Below are 15,222 nucleotides of genomic sequence, written 5' to 3'. Positions count from 1 at the left end.
TCGCCCGAGGGTGCGGCCGTTGTCGTCGGTGCAGACGCTCACCTGTGGGCCGGACGCTCACCCAGGTGCTAGCACTCGGCCGTGCGTCCGGCACGTAGGTGAGCGTTCACATGCTCTGCTCCAAGTGCCCCGGGAGCAGATGGCCCATTCGGTCACGTTTGGTTTCGAGGTAACGCACGTTCGCGGGTGCGGCTCCGACGAGCAGTGGAATGACGGCGGTCACGGCGATACCGTTCTCCCGCAACCCATCCACCTTCAGCGGGTTGTTGGTGAGCAACCGGACGTCGGCCACCTCTAGGTCGTCGAGAATGGCTGCGGCACCGCCGTATTCTCGACCGTCGGCCAGTTCGTCGAGTTCGAGGTTGGCCTGCATCGTGTCGAAGCCCTGATCCTGCAGTCGGTAGGCAGCGAGCTTCTTGAGCAGACCGATGCCGCGACCCTCGTGTCCGCGGAGGTAGACCACAACGCCACCTTCGCGGGAGACTCGCGCCAATGCAGCGTCGAGCTGTGGTCCGCATTCACATCGTTGGGACGAAAAAGATTCGCCGGTCAGGCATTCGGAGTGAACACGGACTATCGGTGACCCGGCGAGCTCACCCTTGACCAGTGCGATGTGTTCGGCCCCGGTCTCCTTGTCCGCATATCCGATTGCTCGGAATTCACCGTGCGCGGTCGTCAAGACCGTCTCTGCCACTCGTTCGACGCGTCGCGGAGCGGGAACTGCCGTCACTCCGTGTGCCAGCCGGTAGTTGATCAGCTGTTCGATGGTCAGTACCGGAAGCTGCATCCGACGCCCCAGAAGCTCGATGTCCGGGAAGGTCATCATCGTCCCGTCGTCGGCGACGAGCTCGGCGATGACGCCGACCGCGGGCACTCCCGCCAAGCTGCACAGATCGACGGCGGCCTCGGTGTGTCCCGGACGTTCGAGCACTCCACCGGGGCGCGCACGCAGTGGGATGACATGCCCGGGCCTGATCAAATCGGTTGCGCTGGAGGACGGATCGGCCAGCACCTGTAGAGTGCGGGCGCGATCGGCTGCGGAAATACCCGTCGTCACGCCCTCGGCAGCGTCCACCGTCACGGTGTAGGCCGTTTTCTTCGGATCCTGGTTGTCCGCCACCATCGGCGGCAGCTCCAATGCGTCGGCGCGTGCTCCGGACATCGGCGCGCACAGCAATCCCGAGGTGTTGCGGATGGTCCACGCCGTCCATTCGGGCGTCACCCGATCCGCAGCGAGGATGACATCGCCTTCGTTCTCACGCCGTGCGTCGTCGGTCACCAGTACGGGTTTGCCTGCACGGAGTGCGTCGAGCGCTTCCTTCATCACTGCTCGACCTCCACGGCCAGGCGACGGAACTTGCTGCCGTGAAACACGATCGGCGCAACGTCCTTGATCTCGAGTTCGTTGATCCGCATCAACACGATCGCGTGATCGCCTGCGGGGACCTCCTCGGTGACGGTTGCGTCCAACCACATGCTCGCACCGCCGATGAATACGGCACCGTCCTCGGTGGTGGTCACGTCCAGACCTTCGAATCGGTTGCCGGTCTTCGCGGCCAGCGTCCGAGCAGCGACATCGTGTGCCTCACCGAGGACGCTGATACCGATGCGATCCGCGGCCGCGAACTTGGGCCAGGTCGTCGACGTGTTCTGAACGCAGAAAGCAACCAGAGGCGGGTCGATCGAGACCGACACGAAGCTACTGGCCGCCATACCCACTGGAACACCGTCGATTTCGGCACACAGCGCTACGACGCCACTGGGAAATTGGCCGAAAGCCGAACGGAGAACGGCCGAGTCGAGGGAAGTGGTAGCGAGAGTCATGAGATGTCCGTTCGTGTCGTGACCGCATCGGTCAACACGCGGCCCCAGCGTGCGACGTAATCGGCAATTGCGGTGTCCGTTGTGTACGTGGTGTCGGTCAGATAGAGACCGGGAGCGGGAGTGACAGCGCCCAGTTCGACGAGTGTGTGCTTGAGAAACAGATCAGGCGCCATGGCGTGCGCTGGGCCTGCGCCGAGCATCACCGGCACGACGACTACGTTCTCCAGCCCTGTCCCGGTTGCGAACTGATCGAGAAAAAGTTTCAGCACACCGGTGTAGGTCGCCTTGAAGGTCGGGCTCGCCACCACCACGAGGTCCGAGCCGCGGACCGACTCGACTGCGGACGCCACACCGGCGTCGCCCCACCCGAGTAGGCCTGGACCGAGGGTGATGACGTCGATGATCTCGTCGACCTCACGGCCGGCCACGGCCTCGGCGACGAGGCGCGCAGCGTCCAACGTCCGAGAGCCGGGTTTCGGGTTGCCTGCAACCACTGTCAGTTTCACTTCGGGCCTCCAGCCACATCGATTCCTGATGTGACTGCTACTCAACACCGAGGTCGTGTCGAATATGCAACCCGAATGTGGCGGACGTATTGCGCCGCGCCGGTACCTCCCCGCCGTGCAACCGACCAGGGCATCAGCCCGCAGCCGGCCGCACAACGCCGCAGCGGCAACGCCGCACAAAGCCGCAGCGGCAACGCCGCACAACGCTGCCGCGGCTACGCCTGAAGCTTGCGGAACTTGCTGCCGTGGAAAATGATGGGGTCGATGTCGCTCTGGACCTTCAATGAATGGATGCGCAACAGAACGATCAGGTGATCTCCAGCCGGAACCTGCTGGTCGATCGTCGTGTCGAGCCACGCTGTCGCGCCCTCGATGAACACGGCGCCCTGCTCGGTGGTCGTCAGGTCGAGCCCGGCGAAGCGGTCACCCGTCTTGGCTGCAAGCGTCCGCGCAGCATCGTTGTGAGCCTCGCCCAGAACACTGACTCCGATGTTGGGGACGCCTTCGAGCTTGGGCCATGTGGTCGACGTGTTCTGAATGCAGACTGCCACCAGCGGCGGCTCGATCGACACCGCGACGAAGCTGCTCGCGGCGAGCCCGACCGGAACCCCGTCGATCTCCGCCGCGACGGCGACGACCCCACTGGGGAACTGCGCGTACGCCTGGCGCAACGTCGCCTGGTCGAGGTCGGTGTGTGTGAGCGTCATGCCGAAGCTCCCTTTCGTGCGTCTGCGGCGGCCGTGATGACGGGTCCCCATCGCCGCGCATAGTCCACGATACGAGTGTCCTCGGTGAAAGTGGTATCGATGAGGTACAGACCGGGAGCCGGCGTGATGGCGCCGAGCTCCACGAGCACCGGCTTGAGCAGCAGATCCGGAGCCAACGCGTGAGCAGGTCCCGCTCCGAGCATCAGTGGGACGGCCACCACATCACGCAAACCCTCGTCGGTGGCGAACTGGTCGAGGAACAACTTCAGCACACCGGTGTACGTGGCTTTGAACGTCGGGCTCGCGAACACGACGATGTCGGACGTCGCCACCCGGTCGACAGCCGCCTTCACCGCGTCGTCACCCCAGCCGAGCAGCCCGGATCCGAGCGTGATGACGTCCACCTGACCGTCGGCCTGCCCTCCGGTGATCTCCGACGCCAACAGATGCGCTGCCGCCAGAGTCCTGGATTCGGGTTTGGGATTGCCTGCCACCACGGTGACCGTCATGAGCCTTCTTTCGATCCGAGAACACATTCCCCATCAGCCAACACCTCACCGCGGACGGGTGTCCAGGTTCTGAATCACGCAGATCGAAACCCCGGGAATGATCGCCGACGTTCCTGCGTCGTACTCTGAGGTAGTTAGCAGAACTCACAAAGGACGGTCCAGTGCCGACAATCGACACCTACATCGCTCTCGGCGACTCCTTCACCGAAGGCGTCGGTGACCCCGACCCGTCGAGCCCCAACGGAGTCAAGGGCTGGGCGGACCGAGTGGCCGACCAACTCGGCGCCCACAACCCGAACTTTCGATACGCCAACCTCGCAGTGCGAGGAAAACTCCTCGATCAGGTCATCCAAGACCAGGTCGGCACCGCGATCGACGTCGCCCCCGACCTGATCACCATCTACGCGGGCGGAAACGACATGATGCGGCCGAAGGTCGACATCGACGGAATCGTCGAGCGCTACGACGCCGCCCTCGCGGATCTGACATCGACCGGCGCACGCGTAGTGGCATTCACGGCCTACGACGCTGGATGGTCACCGATCTTCCGGACCTTCCGCGGTCGCACCGCGATCTACAACGAACTGCTCCGCGAAGTCGCCGACGACCGAGGCGTCGAACTGATCGACTACTGGCGTTTCGACGGCTACGACGACCCGCGCATGTGGGACTGGGATCGACTCCACATGTCCACCCGCGGACACACGAGAATGGCTGCGGAAGTGCTGGACTTCATCGGCGTCGAACACTCCATCTCGCTGCCGGCCCTCGATCCGCTGCCTCCTGTCGAGAAGGCACACCAACGACGCGAGAACGCCGAATGGGTCAAATCGTTCGCGGCGCCGTGGGTGTCCCGACGCCTCCGCGGTGCGTCGTCGGGAGACGACATCAGTCCGAAGCACACTGCCCCGCAACCGATCACGGTCTGACTATTCGCCGTCCTCCGCGGGCGGCGCGGCCGGAGGAGCTGCTCCGGCCGGTCGGTCGGCCGGCTCGTCCTCGGGCTCCGGTTCGGGCTCGGGCGATTCGCACCGGACGATCGGGATCGGATCGTACTTGACCGTCCTCGTGTCACGGGAGATTTCGTTGCCGGTGGCGATGTCCGTGATCACCCGAGTATCGCTGGCGGTGAAACCGGGCCCACCACCGGACGGCACACACGCATTGCCGGCCGGCAAAGTGATGGTGTTCGGGCTCGTCGGATTGGACCGGGGCCCGGTGATGGATTGGACATCCACCGTCTTGGTGCCCCAGAGACGCACTGTCACATCCGAACTCGACCCGAACGACTCGATCACCACACCCGTCTTGCCGGTGTTGGTGAACTTCAGATCGATCGCACCCTCGAACACGGTCGCCTCGCGGGCCTCCGGGTATCGACTGATGTAGTAGCTGTGTTCGGTGTGCCCGGCATCTTCCATGCCGCCGAAGTACGCCGCGTTGTACAGCGTCGTCGCGAACTGACTGATTCCGCCTCCGACAGCCCTGTCCGGTCGCCCGTTGTCGATGATGCCCGATTCCACGAAACCCTGAGCCGTGCCACGAGGGCCCGTGTACTCGTTGAGCGAGAAGGTTTCACCCGGCTTCACCAACGCGCCGTTGACGATGTCGGCGGTCAGCCGAATGTTGACACCGGACGCGTATTCGAAACCGCCCGTGGTGTATTCCGCCACCACCTCCTGGATCCCGAGCGCCTGCGCACCCTCCGTCGTCAAGGCGGGTTGAGCCTGCTCGTAGATCGCGTCGCTGGAACGGGAATCAGAGGAGCCGAGCAGAGCAGGCAACTGCTCCAACGTCTTCGGCCACTGAACCAGTTCACCGACGACGGCGGGAACGACTGTCGGGGCACCGCCACCGAGCGCGAACGTCGCATCCTTCGGCGGGGTTTCCGTCGACGCCAACTGCGGGGCGAGAAGCGCCGTCGCGGCGGGGGTGTCGTACCTGGTTGCGAGAACACCGTCGCCGTCCGGCTCGAAGCTCAGCACCGCGGCCACGTTCTCCGGAGACAGCACCGCGCGCGCACCGTCGCGGCCGGTGAACACCACCGGCGCCGACACCGCAGGCGTGGCGACCTCGGCCAGAACACGATCGACCTCGTCCTGATGAACGGTCACGTCGACGGTCTCCACCGGCACCTCGACCGCACCGAACGCCCAGTTCGCCTCGATCTCGTCCCGCGCAGCCTGCACGTCCATCGTCTGCCCCGGCGCCGGGGTGACACCGACCGGAGTAGTGCCCTCGAACACCACATCGCCCTCCGACGGCGCTCGATCCGTCTGTGCCCGAATCGATTCCACACTGGCATCGAGCAGCGCGGCATCGACGGTCGACTCGACGCCGATCTCACGATCGGTGAAGAACGACATCACACGTGTGAACGGACTGACCGGCTGCGAACCGGCACGGCCGAGCGTCGTCGCCCAATCCACTCCGAGACCGGCCTCCGACGGCACCACCTGCAACTGCTGATCACCGGCGTCGACCACGACCGCCTCGTTCACACGGGGGCCGAGCTCGGACACGAGCTTCGCCTCGGCGTCCTCGTGGCTCAGACCGCCGACCTCGATACCGGCGACGGTGACGCCCCGGGGAACCGAACCACTCGTCGAGAGCATGTCCGCCGCGTAGAACACTCCCAGAATCGCCACCGCGGCGCCTGCGAGAACGGCAATCTTCATGCGAGAGAACTTCTCTTCTTCCTTGCCAGCGGGCTGTCCCTCCGTGTCGCCGTCAGCGGGCTCGGCAGGTACGAACTGCGCGGTGGGGGCAGGCTGCGCGGTGGGGGCAGCCTGATGTTCGGACGACGCTGCGACGACGGGAATCGCGACGGTGGCGCTGTCCTCACCCGCGGGCTCCGGGGCCATCGGCCCCCGATCACCGGGCGGTGCCACTGCGGAATACGCCTGCGTCGGAGCCGACTCGACTGGACCGGGCCCGACCGAGCTGACGTGCCCTGCTGCCGGAAGCCCGGAAGGGGGTGCGGGTTGGTCCTGCGTGTCGGGCTCGGGAGCAATCGCTTCGTCGGCATCAGGCTCTTCGGAGGTGAGCGGAGTCGGCGATCCCTCACCGGGGAGGCCCGCGACTGGTCCGTCCTGGAGTCGATCACTCTCAGCGACATCGTTCTCAGCGACATCGTTCTCAGCGACATCGTTCTCAGCGGCAACGTCGTGAGATGCAACGGCCCCAGCGTCCGTGACCGAAGAATTCTCTGCCGGAATGTCGGCGCCGTGTTCGTCCTCGGCTGTTATCTCATCTGCTGGCAGCTCGTCGGCTGAGACCTCATGGGCTGAGATCTCGTCGGACCGGTCTTCCGCCACCGGTCCCTGCTCGGCCGACTCCTGCTCGACGCGCTCCTGTAGAGGTGGTTGAGGGCCAGGAGGGACAGCTGATTCGGACGACTGAGCCGGGGACTGCCCTGGAGGGGGCTCGTCGGGATCGATGGCACGCATCACCTCGGTGATGGCCTCGTACGGCAGAACGTGCCCGGGCTCGGTGTCGACCGTGTCGACGTCGTCCCGTGGGTCGCCGTGCGCGCCGGCATCACCCGCATCGCCACGAAGCGCCTCGTCACGGGCTTCCTCGTCGGACCGGGAGCCGCGCTCGTGCTTGCCCTTGCCGTCTCCACCGACGCTCACGTTCTCGACCCTCCCGAAACCCCGGACGAACACCGACACTGTCGCGCACGAGCTTACGCATCGACACGTGAGGGGATCGACTCGAGCATCGGGAAACCCCGGCCGCCGCAGGCCCACGAAAGAGGCTCCACACCGCTGCCGGGTCGGGGGTCGGGCAGCAGTGTGGAGCCACTACGAGTATCGCGCATGCTTGTGAAGCGTTACAACCGATCGCGCGGTGTCTCGCCAATTCATTCAGGTGAATGATCGGCGGGGTGTCGTGCTGTCGCCCTGCCCGACAGCACGCACCCAATGACCGGTCCTGACCAGTGCGAGCGTGAGCAGAAGCCGATCCCTGGGATCGGTGAGGTCCTTGCCGGTCAACTCCTCGATACGACGGACTCGGTAGATCACGGTGTTGCGGTGGCAATACAGCACCTTCGCGGCATTCGTCGGCGATCCATCACTGGCAAGCACGTGGGCGAGCGTCTCGAGCAACGTCCCACGCTGAGGCTCGGGATGCGTCCACATGTTCCCCAACGCGTGGTGAACCAGTAGGTCCGAGGACTCCTCGTCGGCCGCCATGATCACGCGCGGCAGCCGATCGGTCGCCAATGCCACCCCGGCCTCCTCCGAAATCGTGTCCGCGGTGAGCGTCGCCAGCCGATACGCCGCCGCGAACGAGGACACACCGTCGGGCGAATGTGCCACACCCACCGGGCCCACCGCCCTGGCTGCGAGCGCGTCGACGACGGAATTCAACGATCCCTTCGTCAATGCAACGAGCGCGAACTGATGCCCGTCGCGGATGTTCCAATGAGACACCGCACCGATCTGATCCAGCGCATCCTCCGGCGCAGTGAGAGGCGGTGAACCCTGGTCGTCGACGGGCCCGACGACACACGCGATCTGCTGCGACGCCGAAAGTCCCAGTGTCGCACGCGCTTCGAGTACGAACGACGGATCACCTCCACGCCCGGACCGCAGGCCGTCCAGTACCACCAGAACGTTGGCAAGATCGCGTTGCTGCATCCGAGCGCTCTCGCGGCGGTACGCGTCGACCAGAGTCTCGTACTGCCCGTCGAGTGCACGCCACAACTGCTGACCCGCCACGAGAAGAAGATGTTCGTCGATGTCGGACCGCCGCCGATCACGCGCGTGAACCAACTCTTCCCACAGCGTCCGACTGCCGAGCGTGTACGCCTTGAGCACCAATTCCATCGGGATGCCCTGACGCGCACGCTCCCGCCCGGTGCGGCGCCACACCTCACGGGTGTTGTCGTCCGCGGCCGACACACCGGACAGCGTCCGCAGCCCCTGGCGTATGTGTTCGCGGGTACTTCGCCTGATCTCGCCGGCAATGTCGGGCGTCGCGCTGGCCAGGTACGCAGGTTCCTGCTCGATCAGCGCCAGCGTGATGGAGTCCGCAATCGAATCCGCCCGATCGATCAACGCCGACCACGCCCGTTGAATCTTCTCCTGATCCGACGCAGGCACCCGCACACGAGCAGCACCCACCGAAGGACGGTCGGTGGGGCGGTCGAAGGCAACCATCGACACAGTTTTGCGCATCCCGCCCAGTCGGCAGGGCGATTTGACCGGTACTGGTGCCGCGGGACCCAAACATTCTGTGCGCTGCGCCCATACCGCCCGTTGTGCGCGGCAACCATAGTGAACGCACACAGATTGTGAGGTGGATCACTTGAGTTCGACGGTTACCCCCAGTCCGATCTTCACCATGACCGACGTCGACGTCACGTTCGGCGGCGTCGTCGCACTGTCGAACGTCAGTCTCGACGTTCGACCCGGTGAAGTCCTCGGCGTCATCGGCCCCAACGGCGCAGGCAAGACCACACTGTTCAACGTTGCATGCGGACTCGTCCGCCCGCACACCGGAACGCTCACTCGAAACGGAGAGCCCCTGTCCCGGCTGCGACCCCACGACCTCCCCAAGCTGGGCATGAGCCGAACACTCCAAGGACTCGGCCTGTTCGACCGGATGAGCGTCGTGGACAACGTCATGATCGGCGCCGACAGACGGGCACGCACCGGAATACTCGCCGGACTGCTCGGGCTGCCATCGAGTGCATCCGACGACGCCGCAGTGCGATCGGCCGCAATGGCCACGCTCGAACGACTCCGAATCGACCGGTACGCCGACCGCTTGCCGCCGAGCCTGCCCTACGCCGTGCGGAAACGCGTCGCCCTCGCTCGCGCACTCGTCAGCGAACCGTCACTGATCCTGCTCGACGAACCCGCATCCGGACTGTCCTCCGACGAGATGGCAGAACTGGGCAACGAAATCCGAGCCCTCGCCCACCCCGAAACAAATCCCTCCGCAGGCTCCACTCCCACCTCCCCGGGTCATTCCGCAGGCTCCACTCCCGCCGCCTCCGCGCCGGCGTCGGTGATGCTCGTCGAACACCACATGGACCTCGTGATGAGCGTGTGCGATCGAATCTTCGTCCTCGACTTCGGCAAGGTGATCGCCCACGGCTCACCCGACGAGATCCGTCAGGACCCGGCCGTTCTGGCCGCGTATCTCGGGAACGAGGTGACCCACGGTGAGTGACTCGGCCCAGATTCACATCACGGACCTGACCGTTCGCTACGGACCTGTCACAGCATTGGATTCGGTGTCCATGACGGTCGCAGCCGGTGCGATCACCGCGGTGCTCGGCGCCAACGGTGCCGGCAAGACCACCCTGCTCCGGACCGTGTCGGGGCTGCTGAAGCCCGAGTCGGGCAGCATTCGTCTGGCGGGCACGGAGCTGGTGGGAGTGCCGCCGGACCGCATGTCCCGCAAAGGACTTGCTCACGTTCCCGAAGGACGGGGCGTCATCGCCGAGCTCACCGTCGAGGAGAACCTCCGCCTCGGAGCTCTGGGACGCAACCGAAGTCACGACGCCGTCACGCTCGACCGGGTCTACGGCATGTTCCCGCCACTCGACGGTCGTCGCACGTCGTCCGCCCATACCCTGTCCGGCGGTGAGCGGCAGATGCTCGTCATCGGACGCGCGCTGATGGCAACGCCGTCCGTGCTCCTCCTCGACGAACCGTCGCTCGGTCTCGCGCCGAAAGTCGTCGCGCAGATCTTCGACACGCTCCGCACACTCGTCGAAACCGAGTCCATGACAGTTCTTCTCGTCGAACAGAACGCACGAAGCGCCCTGTCGATCGCCGAACACGCCGTTGTCCTCGATCTGGGCAAGGTCGCCGTCGAAGGCCCAGCAGCCACACTCGCCGACGACGACGCCCTCCGACACGCCTACCTCGGGTTCTGACGCGAGCTGAAAGGACGCCACCTCAAGTGCAGCAACTGCTCACCATCCTCATCAACGGAGTGACGACCGGCATGATCTACGCCGCGTTCGCCCTCGCCCTCGTTCTGATCTGGCGGTCGACACGCATCGTCAACTTCGCTCAAGCTCCGATGGCCATGATCACCACCTACGTCGCGCTGGTGGTCATCGACGCCGGATACTCGTACTGGATCGGCTTCGGCGTCGCTCTCGTTTGCGGTCTGATCCTGGGAGCAGCCGTCGAACGTCTCGTGGTTCGGTTCGTCGACAGTTCGTCGCACATCAACCCCGTCATCCTGACGCTGGGACTGTTCATCATCATCCACGCGGTGGCAGCCATCGTGTTCGGCAACCAGTTCCGTTCCTTCCCTGCGCCGTTCGGCTTGACCGGCCAGAAGGTCGGCGATCTGAACATCGCGCTCACCGGGTACGACGTCTTCAAGATCGTGGCAGTGCTGATCGTCCTCGGACTGCTCGTGCTGCTGTTCCGGTTCACCGACCTGGGTTTGAAGATGCGTGCGAGCGCCTTCGAGCAGGAGGTGGCGAAACTGCTCGGTGTCCGCGTCGGCCGCATGCTGACCCTCGGCTGGGCACTGGCGGCCGTGGTCGGATCCTTGGCGGGTCTGCTGATCGCGGGAGGCTCGTTGGTCCACCCCGGATACATGGATTCGATCGTCGTATTCGGTTTCGTTGCAGCCGTTCTCGGCGGTCTCGACAGTCCGGGTGGTGCCGTCGTCGGCGGCTTGCTGATGGGTGTGGGACTGAGCTTCGTCAGCGGCTACCTGGGCCAGGATCTGGTCTCCTCCGCGGCACTGGTGATCCTCATCGTCGTACTGCTGCTCAGACCGAGCGGGCTGTTCGCCGGCACCGCGGCGCGGAGGGTGTGACATGAACGCTGTCCTCACCCGCATGACATCCACACCGGTTCGCCGTCACTTCCTCTGCGCGGCAATCGGTCTGGTCGTCGTCGTTCTCGCTCTCGAATCGCTGAGCACGTTCCGGCAGAGCCAGCTGACGTCGGTGGCCTACCTCGCGATCGCGGCCGGTGGCCTCACCGTCCTCACCGGACTGAGCGGTCAGCTCTCGCTCGGTCACGGAGCGTTCATGGCCGTCGGCGCCTACACCGCGGCCCTGATGCTACGAGCCCAGGATTCCGGGTGGTCCGTACCGTTGGTCCTGCTCGCCGCCACCGTCGTGACCGGCATCGTCGGAATCGTCGTCGGCGTCGCCGCGGCCCGTCTCCACGGACCGTATCTGGCGGGCGCGACGCTGGCCCTGGCCGTCGCCGTTCCCGGCCTCGCGTTGTACTTCAAGGACTACCTCGGCGGTGAGCAGGGCCTCGTGGTTCCCGCTCCGAAAGTACCGGGACCGATCGACGACGTCATGTACTTCATCACCGGAAACGAGCTCAGCGGAACCAAATTCGTCGCCTACGTCAGTTGGATCCTTCTCGTCGTCGTCTTCTTCCTCCTCGCCAACGTGTCCGCCAGCCGCATCGGACGACGCTGGCGAGCAGTGCGCGACGACGAGGTGGCCGCGGAACTCGCCGGGATCGACCTGGGCCGGGCACGAATACTGGCGTTCGTCGTCAGCTCGGCCTGCGCCGGAGCCGCAGGCGCTGTCCTCGCGATGTCCGCCCGCATCGCCGCACCGAGCGGATTCACGCTGACACTGTCGCTGACGTTGCTGTCGGCGGTGGTGATCGGCGGGCTCGGAACACTGTCGGGCGCCCTGATCGGAGCCGCACTGCTGACCTACATTCCGCCGGTGGTGACGAACCTCGGACTCGACGCCGGACTGAGCAGCCTCCAATCCGCCGAGCTCGCACCACTCGTCACGGGAATCTTCACGGTTCTCGTGATCCTGTTCGCTCCACTCGGTTTGACCGGAACCTACCGAAAGTGGCGTCTCACACGGAGCATCACGAGAAAAGGGGAACGATGAACAGAACCAGATCGCTGGCAGCGCGGGCGACCGCCTTGGTCGCGGTGGTGTCACTTGCCGCCGCGTGCGGCGCGGGAGGTAGAGACGAGGCCTCCGAAACGTCGGAGGGCTCGACCGTTGGCATCACCGACACGTCGGTGAAGATCGGTGCGCACTTCCCGCTGACCGGTGTCGCCGCCCCCGGATACAGCGAAATCCCCACCGGCGCACAGGCTTACTTCGACTACGTCAACGCCGCGGGCGGCATCAACGGCAGGCAGATCGAGTACGTCGTACGTGACGACTCCTACGACCCGACGACCACGACGCAGGTCGTCAACGAACTGGTTCTGCAGGACGAGGTCTTCGCCGTCGTCGGCGGACTCGGCACCGCGACACACAGCGCGGTGGTGGACTTCCTCAACGAAGAAGGCGTACCGGACCTGTTCGTCTCCTCCGGCGCGATCATGTGGGGCAACGACCCGGCGAAGTACCCCAACACGTTCGGCTGGCAACCCGACTACCAGGTCGAGGGCAAGATCATCGGCGACTGGGTCAAGAAGAATCGCCCGGATGCCAAGGTGGGCCTGTACTTACAGGACGACGACCTCGGACGCGACAGTGAAGCTGCGGTCCGACAATATCTCGACGACCAGATCGTCGAGGTGGTCCGCTACACCTCCGGCAACACCGACGTCGCGCCGCAGATCGCCGCACTCCAAGGCGCAGGCGCAGACCTGGTACTCGGTTTCAACGTCCCGTCCTACACCGCCCTCAGCCAGTTGACGGCGATGCGCCTCAACTACGACCCGGAATGGTTCTACTCCTCGATCGGATCCGACGTCGATCTCGTCGGGTCACTCCTCGGACGGTTCTCCCAGGGCGCCGTCACCGACGGAAACCAATCGCTCGAAGGCATGATCTCGCTCGAATACATCCCCGGAATCGACTCACCCGAGAACCCCTGGACCCAACTGTGGCAGAAGGTGTGGGCGGAGAACGGCGATGGCCAACCTCTCACCAACTACCGCATCTACGGCCTCAGCCAGGCATACGCATTCGTTCAAGCGTTGGAAGCAGCAGGCGAGAACCCCACTCGCGAGGGGATTGTCTCCGCCATCCAAGAGGGCGGCATGGACTTCCAGGGACCACAACTGGCGCCCTTCCGGTACTCGGACGACAGCCACCTCGGCATCTCCGGCGCAAGTGTGTACCAAATCGTGAACGGCGTACCCGAGTACCTGACACCGGTCCTACAGACGGACATCGGAGACTCGGAAGTAGTCGAGTACACCGGTGAAGAGTCCACCCCGCCCGAAAGCGGAATTCCCGGCTAGAACGACTTCTCGCAGGTCACGGTCGACAGATCCGTAAACCCCTCGCTTGCGGATCTGCCGACCGGGTCGTTCCGCAGGCTCCACTCCTGCCGACCGTCTGCCCCCTGGTTCGAGCGCCGGTTACCTAGCGCTCGATGATTGCGGTGACGCCCTGACCACCGGCCGCACAGATGGAGATCAGGCCACGGCCCGAGCCCTTCTCTGCGAGCATCTTGGCCAGCGACGCGACGATACGGCCACCGGTAGCTGCGAACGGGTGACCGGCAGCCAGCGACGATCCGTTGACGTTGAGCTTGCTCCGGTCGATCGACCCGAGCGCACCGTCCAGCCCGAGCCGCTCCTTGCAGTACTCGTCGCTCTCGAATGCCTGCAGCGTCGCGAGCACGACGGATGCGAACGCCTCGTGGATCTCGTAGTAGTCGAAGTCCTGCAGCGTAAGCCCGTTGCGAGCCAGAAGACGCGGAATGGCGTAAGTCGGGGCCATCAGCAGTCCGTCCTTGAACGAGCTGTTGCCGTGGATGTAGTCGACCGCAGCCGTCTCGGAGTCCACCAGATGCGCCAGAACCGGAAGGTTGCGCTCCGAGGCCCACTCGTCCGTCGACAACAGCGCCGCCGACGCGCCGTCGGTGAGAGGCGTCGAGTTGCCTGCCGTCATGGTGGCGTCGCCCAGCTTGTTGCCGAACACGGGCTTGAGCGTCGACAACTTCTCGACGGTCGATCCCGGACGCAGGTTGTCGTCGCGGGTGAGACCGAGGAACGGCGTCACCAGGTCGTCGAAGAAACCGCGGTCGTACGCGGCTGCCATGTTCTTGTGGCTCGCGGCGGCCAGCTCGTCCTGGTCCTCGCGGCGAACACCGAACTCCTTGGCCGTGATCGCGGCGTGCTCGCCCATCGACAGGCCGGTACGCGGCTCGCCGTTGCGCGGGATCTCGATGCCGAGCATGGACGGACGAACGTTGCCGAGCAGCTTGATGCGATCGGTGGTGGTCTTCGCGCGATTGAGAGACAGAAGGAATTCACGGAGCTCGTCGTTGACGCCGATCGGCGCATCCGACGTGGTGTCCACGCCGCCACCGATGCCTGCATCGATACGTCCCGACGCGATGGCGTCGCCGACCGCGATGATCGACTGCAGCCCGGTGCCGCATGCCTGCTGGATGTCGAACGCCGGGGTGTACGGGCTCAGCGCGCTACCGAGTACGACCTCGCGGGTCAGGTTGAAGTCACGCGAGTGCTTGAGGACAGCACCGGCAGCAACGAGACCGAGACGCTCGCCCTGCAGCCCGAACCGGCTGACCAGCCCGTCGATGGTGGCGGTGAGCATATCCTGGTTGGAAGCCAGAGCGTACTTCTTGTCGGAGCGCGCGAACGGGATGCGGTTGCCACCGACGATTGCGACCGGTCGTAGCTGCTTGCTTGTCACTTTTCGTCTCCAAACATCGTGGAAAAAGACCCTGGTGGAGAATCATCTTACTGACGAGTAAGTTGGTTGTCGACACC

14 protein-coding genes are annotated in these 15,222 nt (G+C 65.0%); 6 read left to right on the top strand and 8 right to left on the bottom strand.

Going from position 1 to position 15,222, the window contains the following annotated elements; genetic code table 11:
- Positions 1–106 precede the first annotated feature (106 nt).
- From CH290_RS07180 to CH290_RS07160, 5 genes are all read right to left on the bottom strand, one after another.
- On the bottom strand, positions 107–1,324 hold the full coding sequence (locus CH290_RS07180; protein ID WP_033188883.1) for a bifunctional 3,4-dihydroxy-2-butanone-4-phosphate synthase/GTP cyclohydrolase II: 1,218 nt from the start codon (positions 1,322–1,324) through the stop codon (positions 107–109).
- Positions 1,324–1,824: a flavin reductase family protein gene (locus CH290_RS07175; RefSeq protein ID WP_020110493.1), complete on the bottom strand. Its 501-nt coding sequence runs from the start codon at positions 1,822–1,824 to the stop codon at positions 1,324–1,326. The genes CH290_RS07180 and CH290_RS07175 overlap by 1 nt, the downstream gene beginning before the upstream one ends.
- Positions 1,821–2,330 carry an NADPH-dependent FMN reductase gene (locus CH290_RS07170; protein ID WP_033188882.1) on the bottom strand — a complete coding sequence of 170 codons (510 nt, stop codon included), beginning with the start codon at positions 2,328–2,330 and terminating at the stop codon, positions 1,821–1,823. The genes CH290_RS07175 and CH290_RS07170 overlap by 4 nt, the downstream gene beginning before the upstream one ends.
- A gap of 215 nt (positions 2,331–2,545) precedes the next feature.
- Positions 2,546–3,037 carry a flavin reductase family protein gene (locus CH290_RS07165; protein WP_019665585.1) on the bottom strand — a complete coding sequence of 164 codons (492 nt, stop codon included), beginning with the start codon at positions 3,035–3,037 and terminating at the stop codon, positions 2,546–2,548.
- A complete protein-coding gene (locus tag CH290_RS07160) occupies positions 3,034–3,546 on the bottom strand; it encodes an NADPH-dependent FMN reductase (protein WP_019665584.1) in 513 nt (170 codons plus the stop codon). The genes CH290_RS07165 and CH290_RS07160 overlap by 4 nt, the downstream gene beginning before the upstream one ends.
- 161 nt (positions 3,547–3,707) lie before the next feature.
- On the opposite strand from CH290_RS07160, the gene CH290_RS07155 reads away from it, so the two are divergent.
- The gene (locus CH290_RS07155; RefSeq protein WP_020110491.1) at positions 3,708–4,475 is read left to right on the top strand and encodes an SGNH/GDSL hydrolase family protein; all 768 of its coding nucleotides are present in this window, start codon (positions 3,708–3,710) and stop codon (positions 4,473–4,475) included.
- Here the strand turns inward: CH290_RS07155 and CH290_RS07150 are convergent, their stop codons facing one another.
- Positions 4,476–7,220, bottom strand: coding sequence for a VanW family protein (locus tag CH290_RS07150; RefSeq protein ID WP_033188881.1), 2,745 nt, complete (start codon positions 7,218–7,220; stop codon positions 4,476–4,478).
- A 195-nt stretch (positions 7,221–7,415) separates the two neighbouring features.
- Positions 7,416–8,714: a PucR family transcriptional regulator gene (locus tag CH290_RS07145; RefSeq protein ID WP_269210580.1), complete on the bottom strand. Its 1,299-nt coding sequence runs from the start codon at positions 8,712–8,714 to the stop codon at positions 7,416–7,418.
- Positions 8,715–8,862: 148 nt separating this feature from the next.
- Between CH290_RS07145 and CH290_RS07140 the strand changes: the two genes are divergently transcribed.
- From CH290_RS07140 to CH290_RS07120, 5 genes are read left to right on the top strand one after another with little or no spacing between them, the layout of a single operon-like run.
- Positions 8,863–9,732, top strand: coding sequence for an ABC transporter ATP-binding protein (locus CH290_RS07140; RefSeq protein ID WP_249277805.1), 870 nt, complete (start codon positions 8,863–8,865; stop codon positions 9,730–9,732).
- A complete protein-coding gene (locus CH290_RS07135; RefSeq protein WP_019665579.1) occupies positions 9,725–10,444 on the top strand; it encodes an ABC transporter ATP-binding protein in 720 nt (239 codons plus the stop codon). The genes CH290_RS07140 and CH290_RS07135 overlap by 8 nt, the downstream gene beginning before the upstream one ends.
- A gap of 26 nt (positions 10,445–10,470) precedes the next feature.
- Entirely contained in the window at positions 10,471–11,349 is an 879-nt protein-coding gene (locus CH290_RS07130; protein ID WP_019665578.1) for a branched-chain amino acid ABC transporter permease, read from the top strand.
- Between the two features lies 1 nt (position 11,350).
- Positions 11,351–12,406, top strand: coding sequence for a branched-chain amino acid ABC transporter permease (locus CH290_RS07125; protein WP_020110487.1), 1,056 nt, complete (start codon positions 11,351–11,353; stop codon positions 12,404–12,406).
- On the top strand, positions 12,403–13,722 hold the full coding sequence (locus tag CH290_RS07120; RefSeq protein ID WP_019665576.1) for an ABC transporter substrate-binding protein: 1,320 nt from the start codon (positions 12,403–12,405) through the stop codon (positions 13,720–13,722). The genes CH290_RS07125 and CH290_RS07120 overlap by 4 nt, the downstream gene beginning before the upstream one ends.
- 124 nt (positions 13,723–13,846) lie before the next feature.
- On the opposite strand, the gene CH290_RS07115 is transcribed toward CH290_RS07120, so the two are convergent.
- On the bottom strand, positions 13,847–15,145 hold the full coding sequence (locus tag CH290_RS07115) for an acetyl-CoA C-acetyltransferase (RefSeq protein WP_020110485.1): 1,299 nt from the start codon (positions 15,143–15,145) through the stop codon (positions 13,847–13,849).
- Positions 15,146–15,222: the final 77 nt, after the last annotated feature.

The sequence above is a fragment of the Rhodococcus sp. 06-156-4 genome (assembly GCF_002259345.1).
GTDB lineage: Bacteria > Actinomycetota > Actinomycetes > Mycobacteriales > Mycobacteriaceae > Rhodococcoides > Rhodococcoides fascians_E.
The sequence above is the reverse complement of the archived record's forward strand: the minus strand, read 5'-3'. Positions and strand labels throughout refer to the sequence as shown.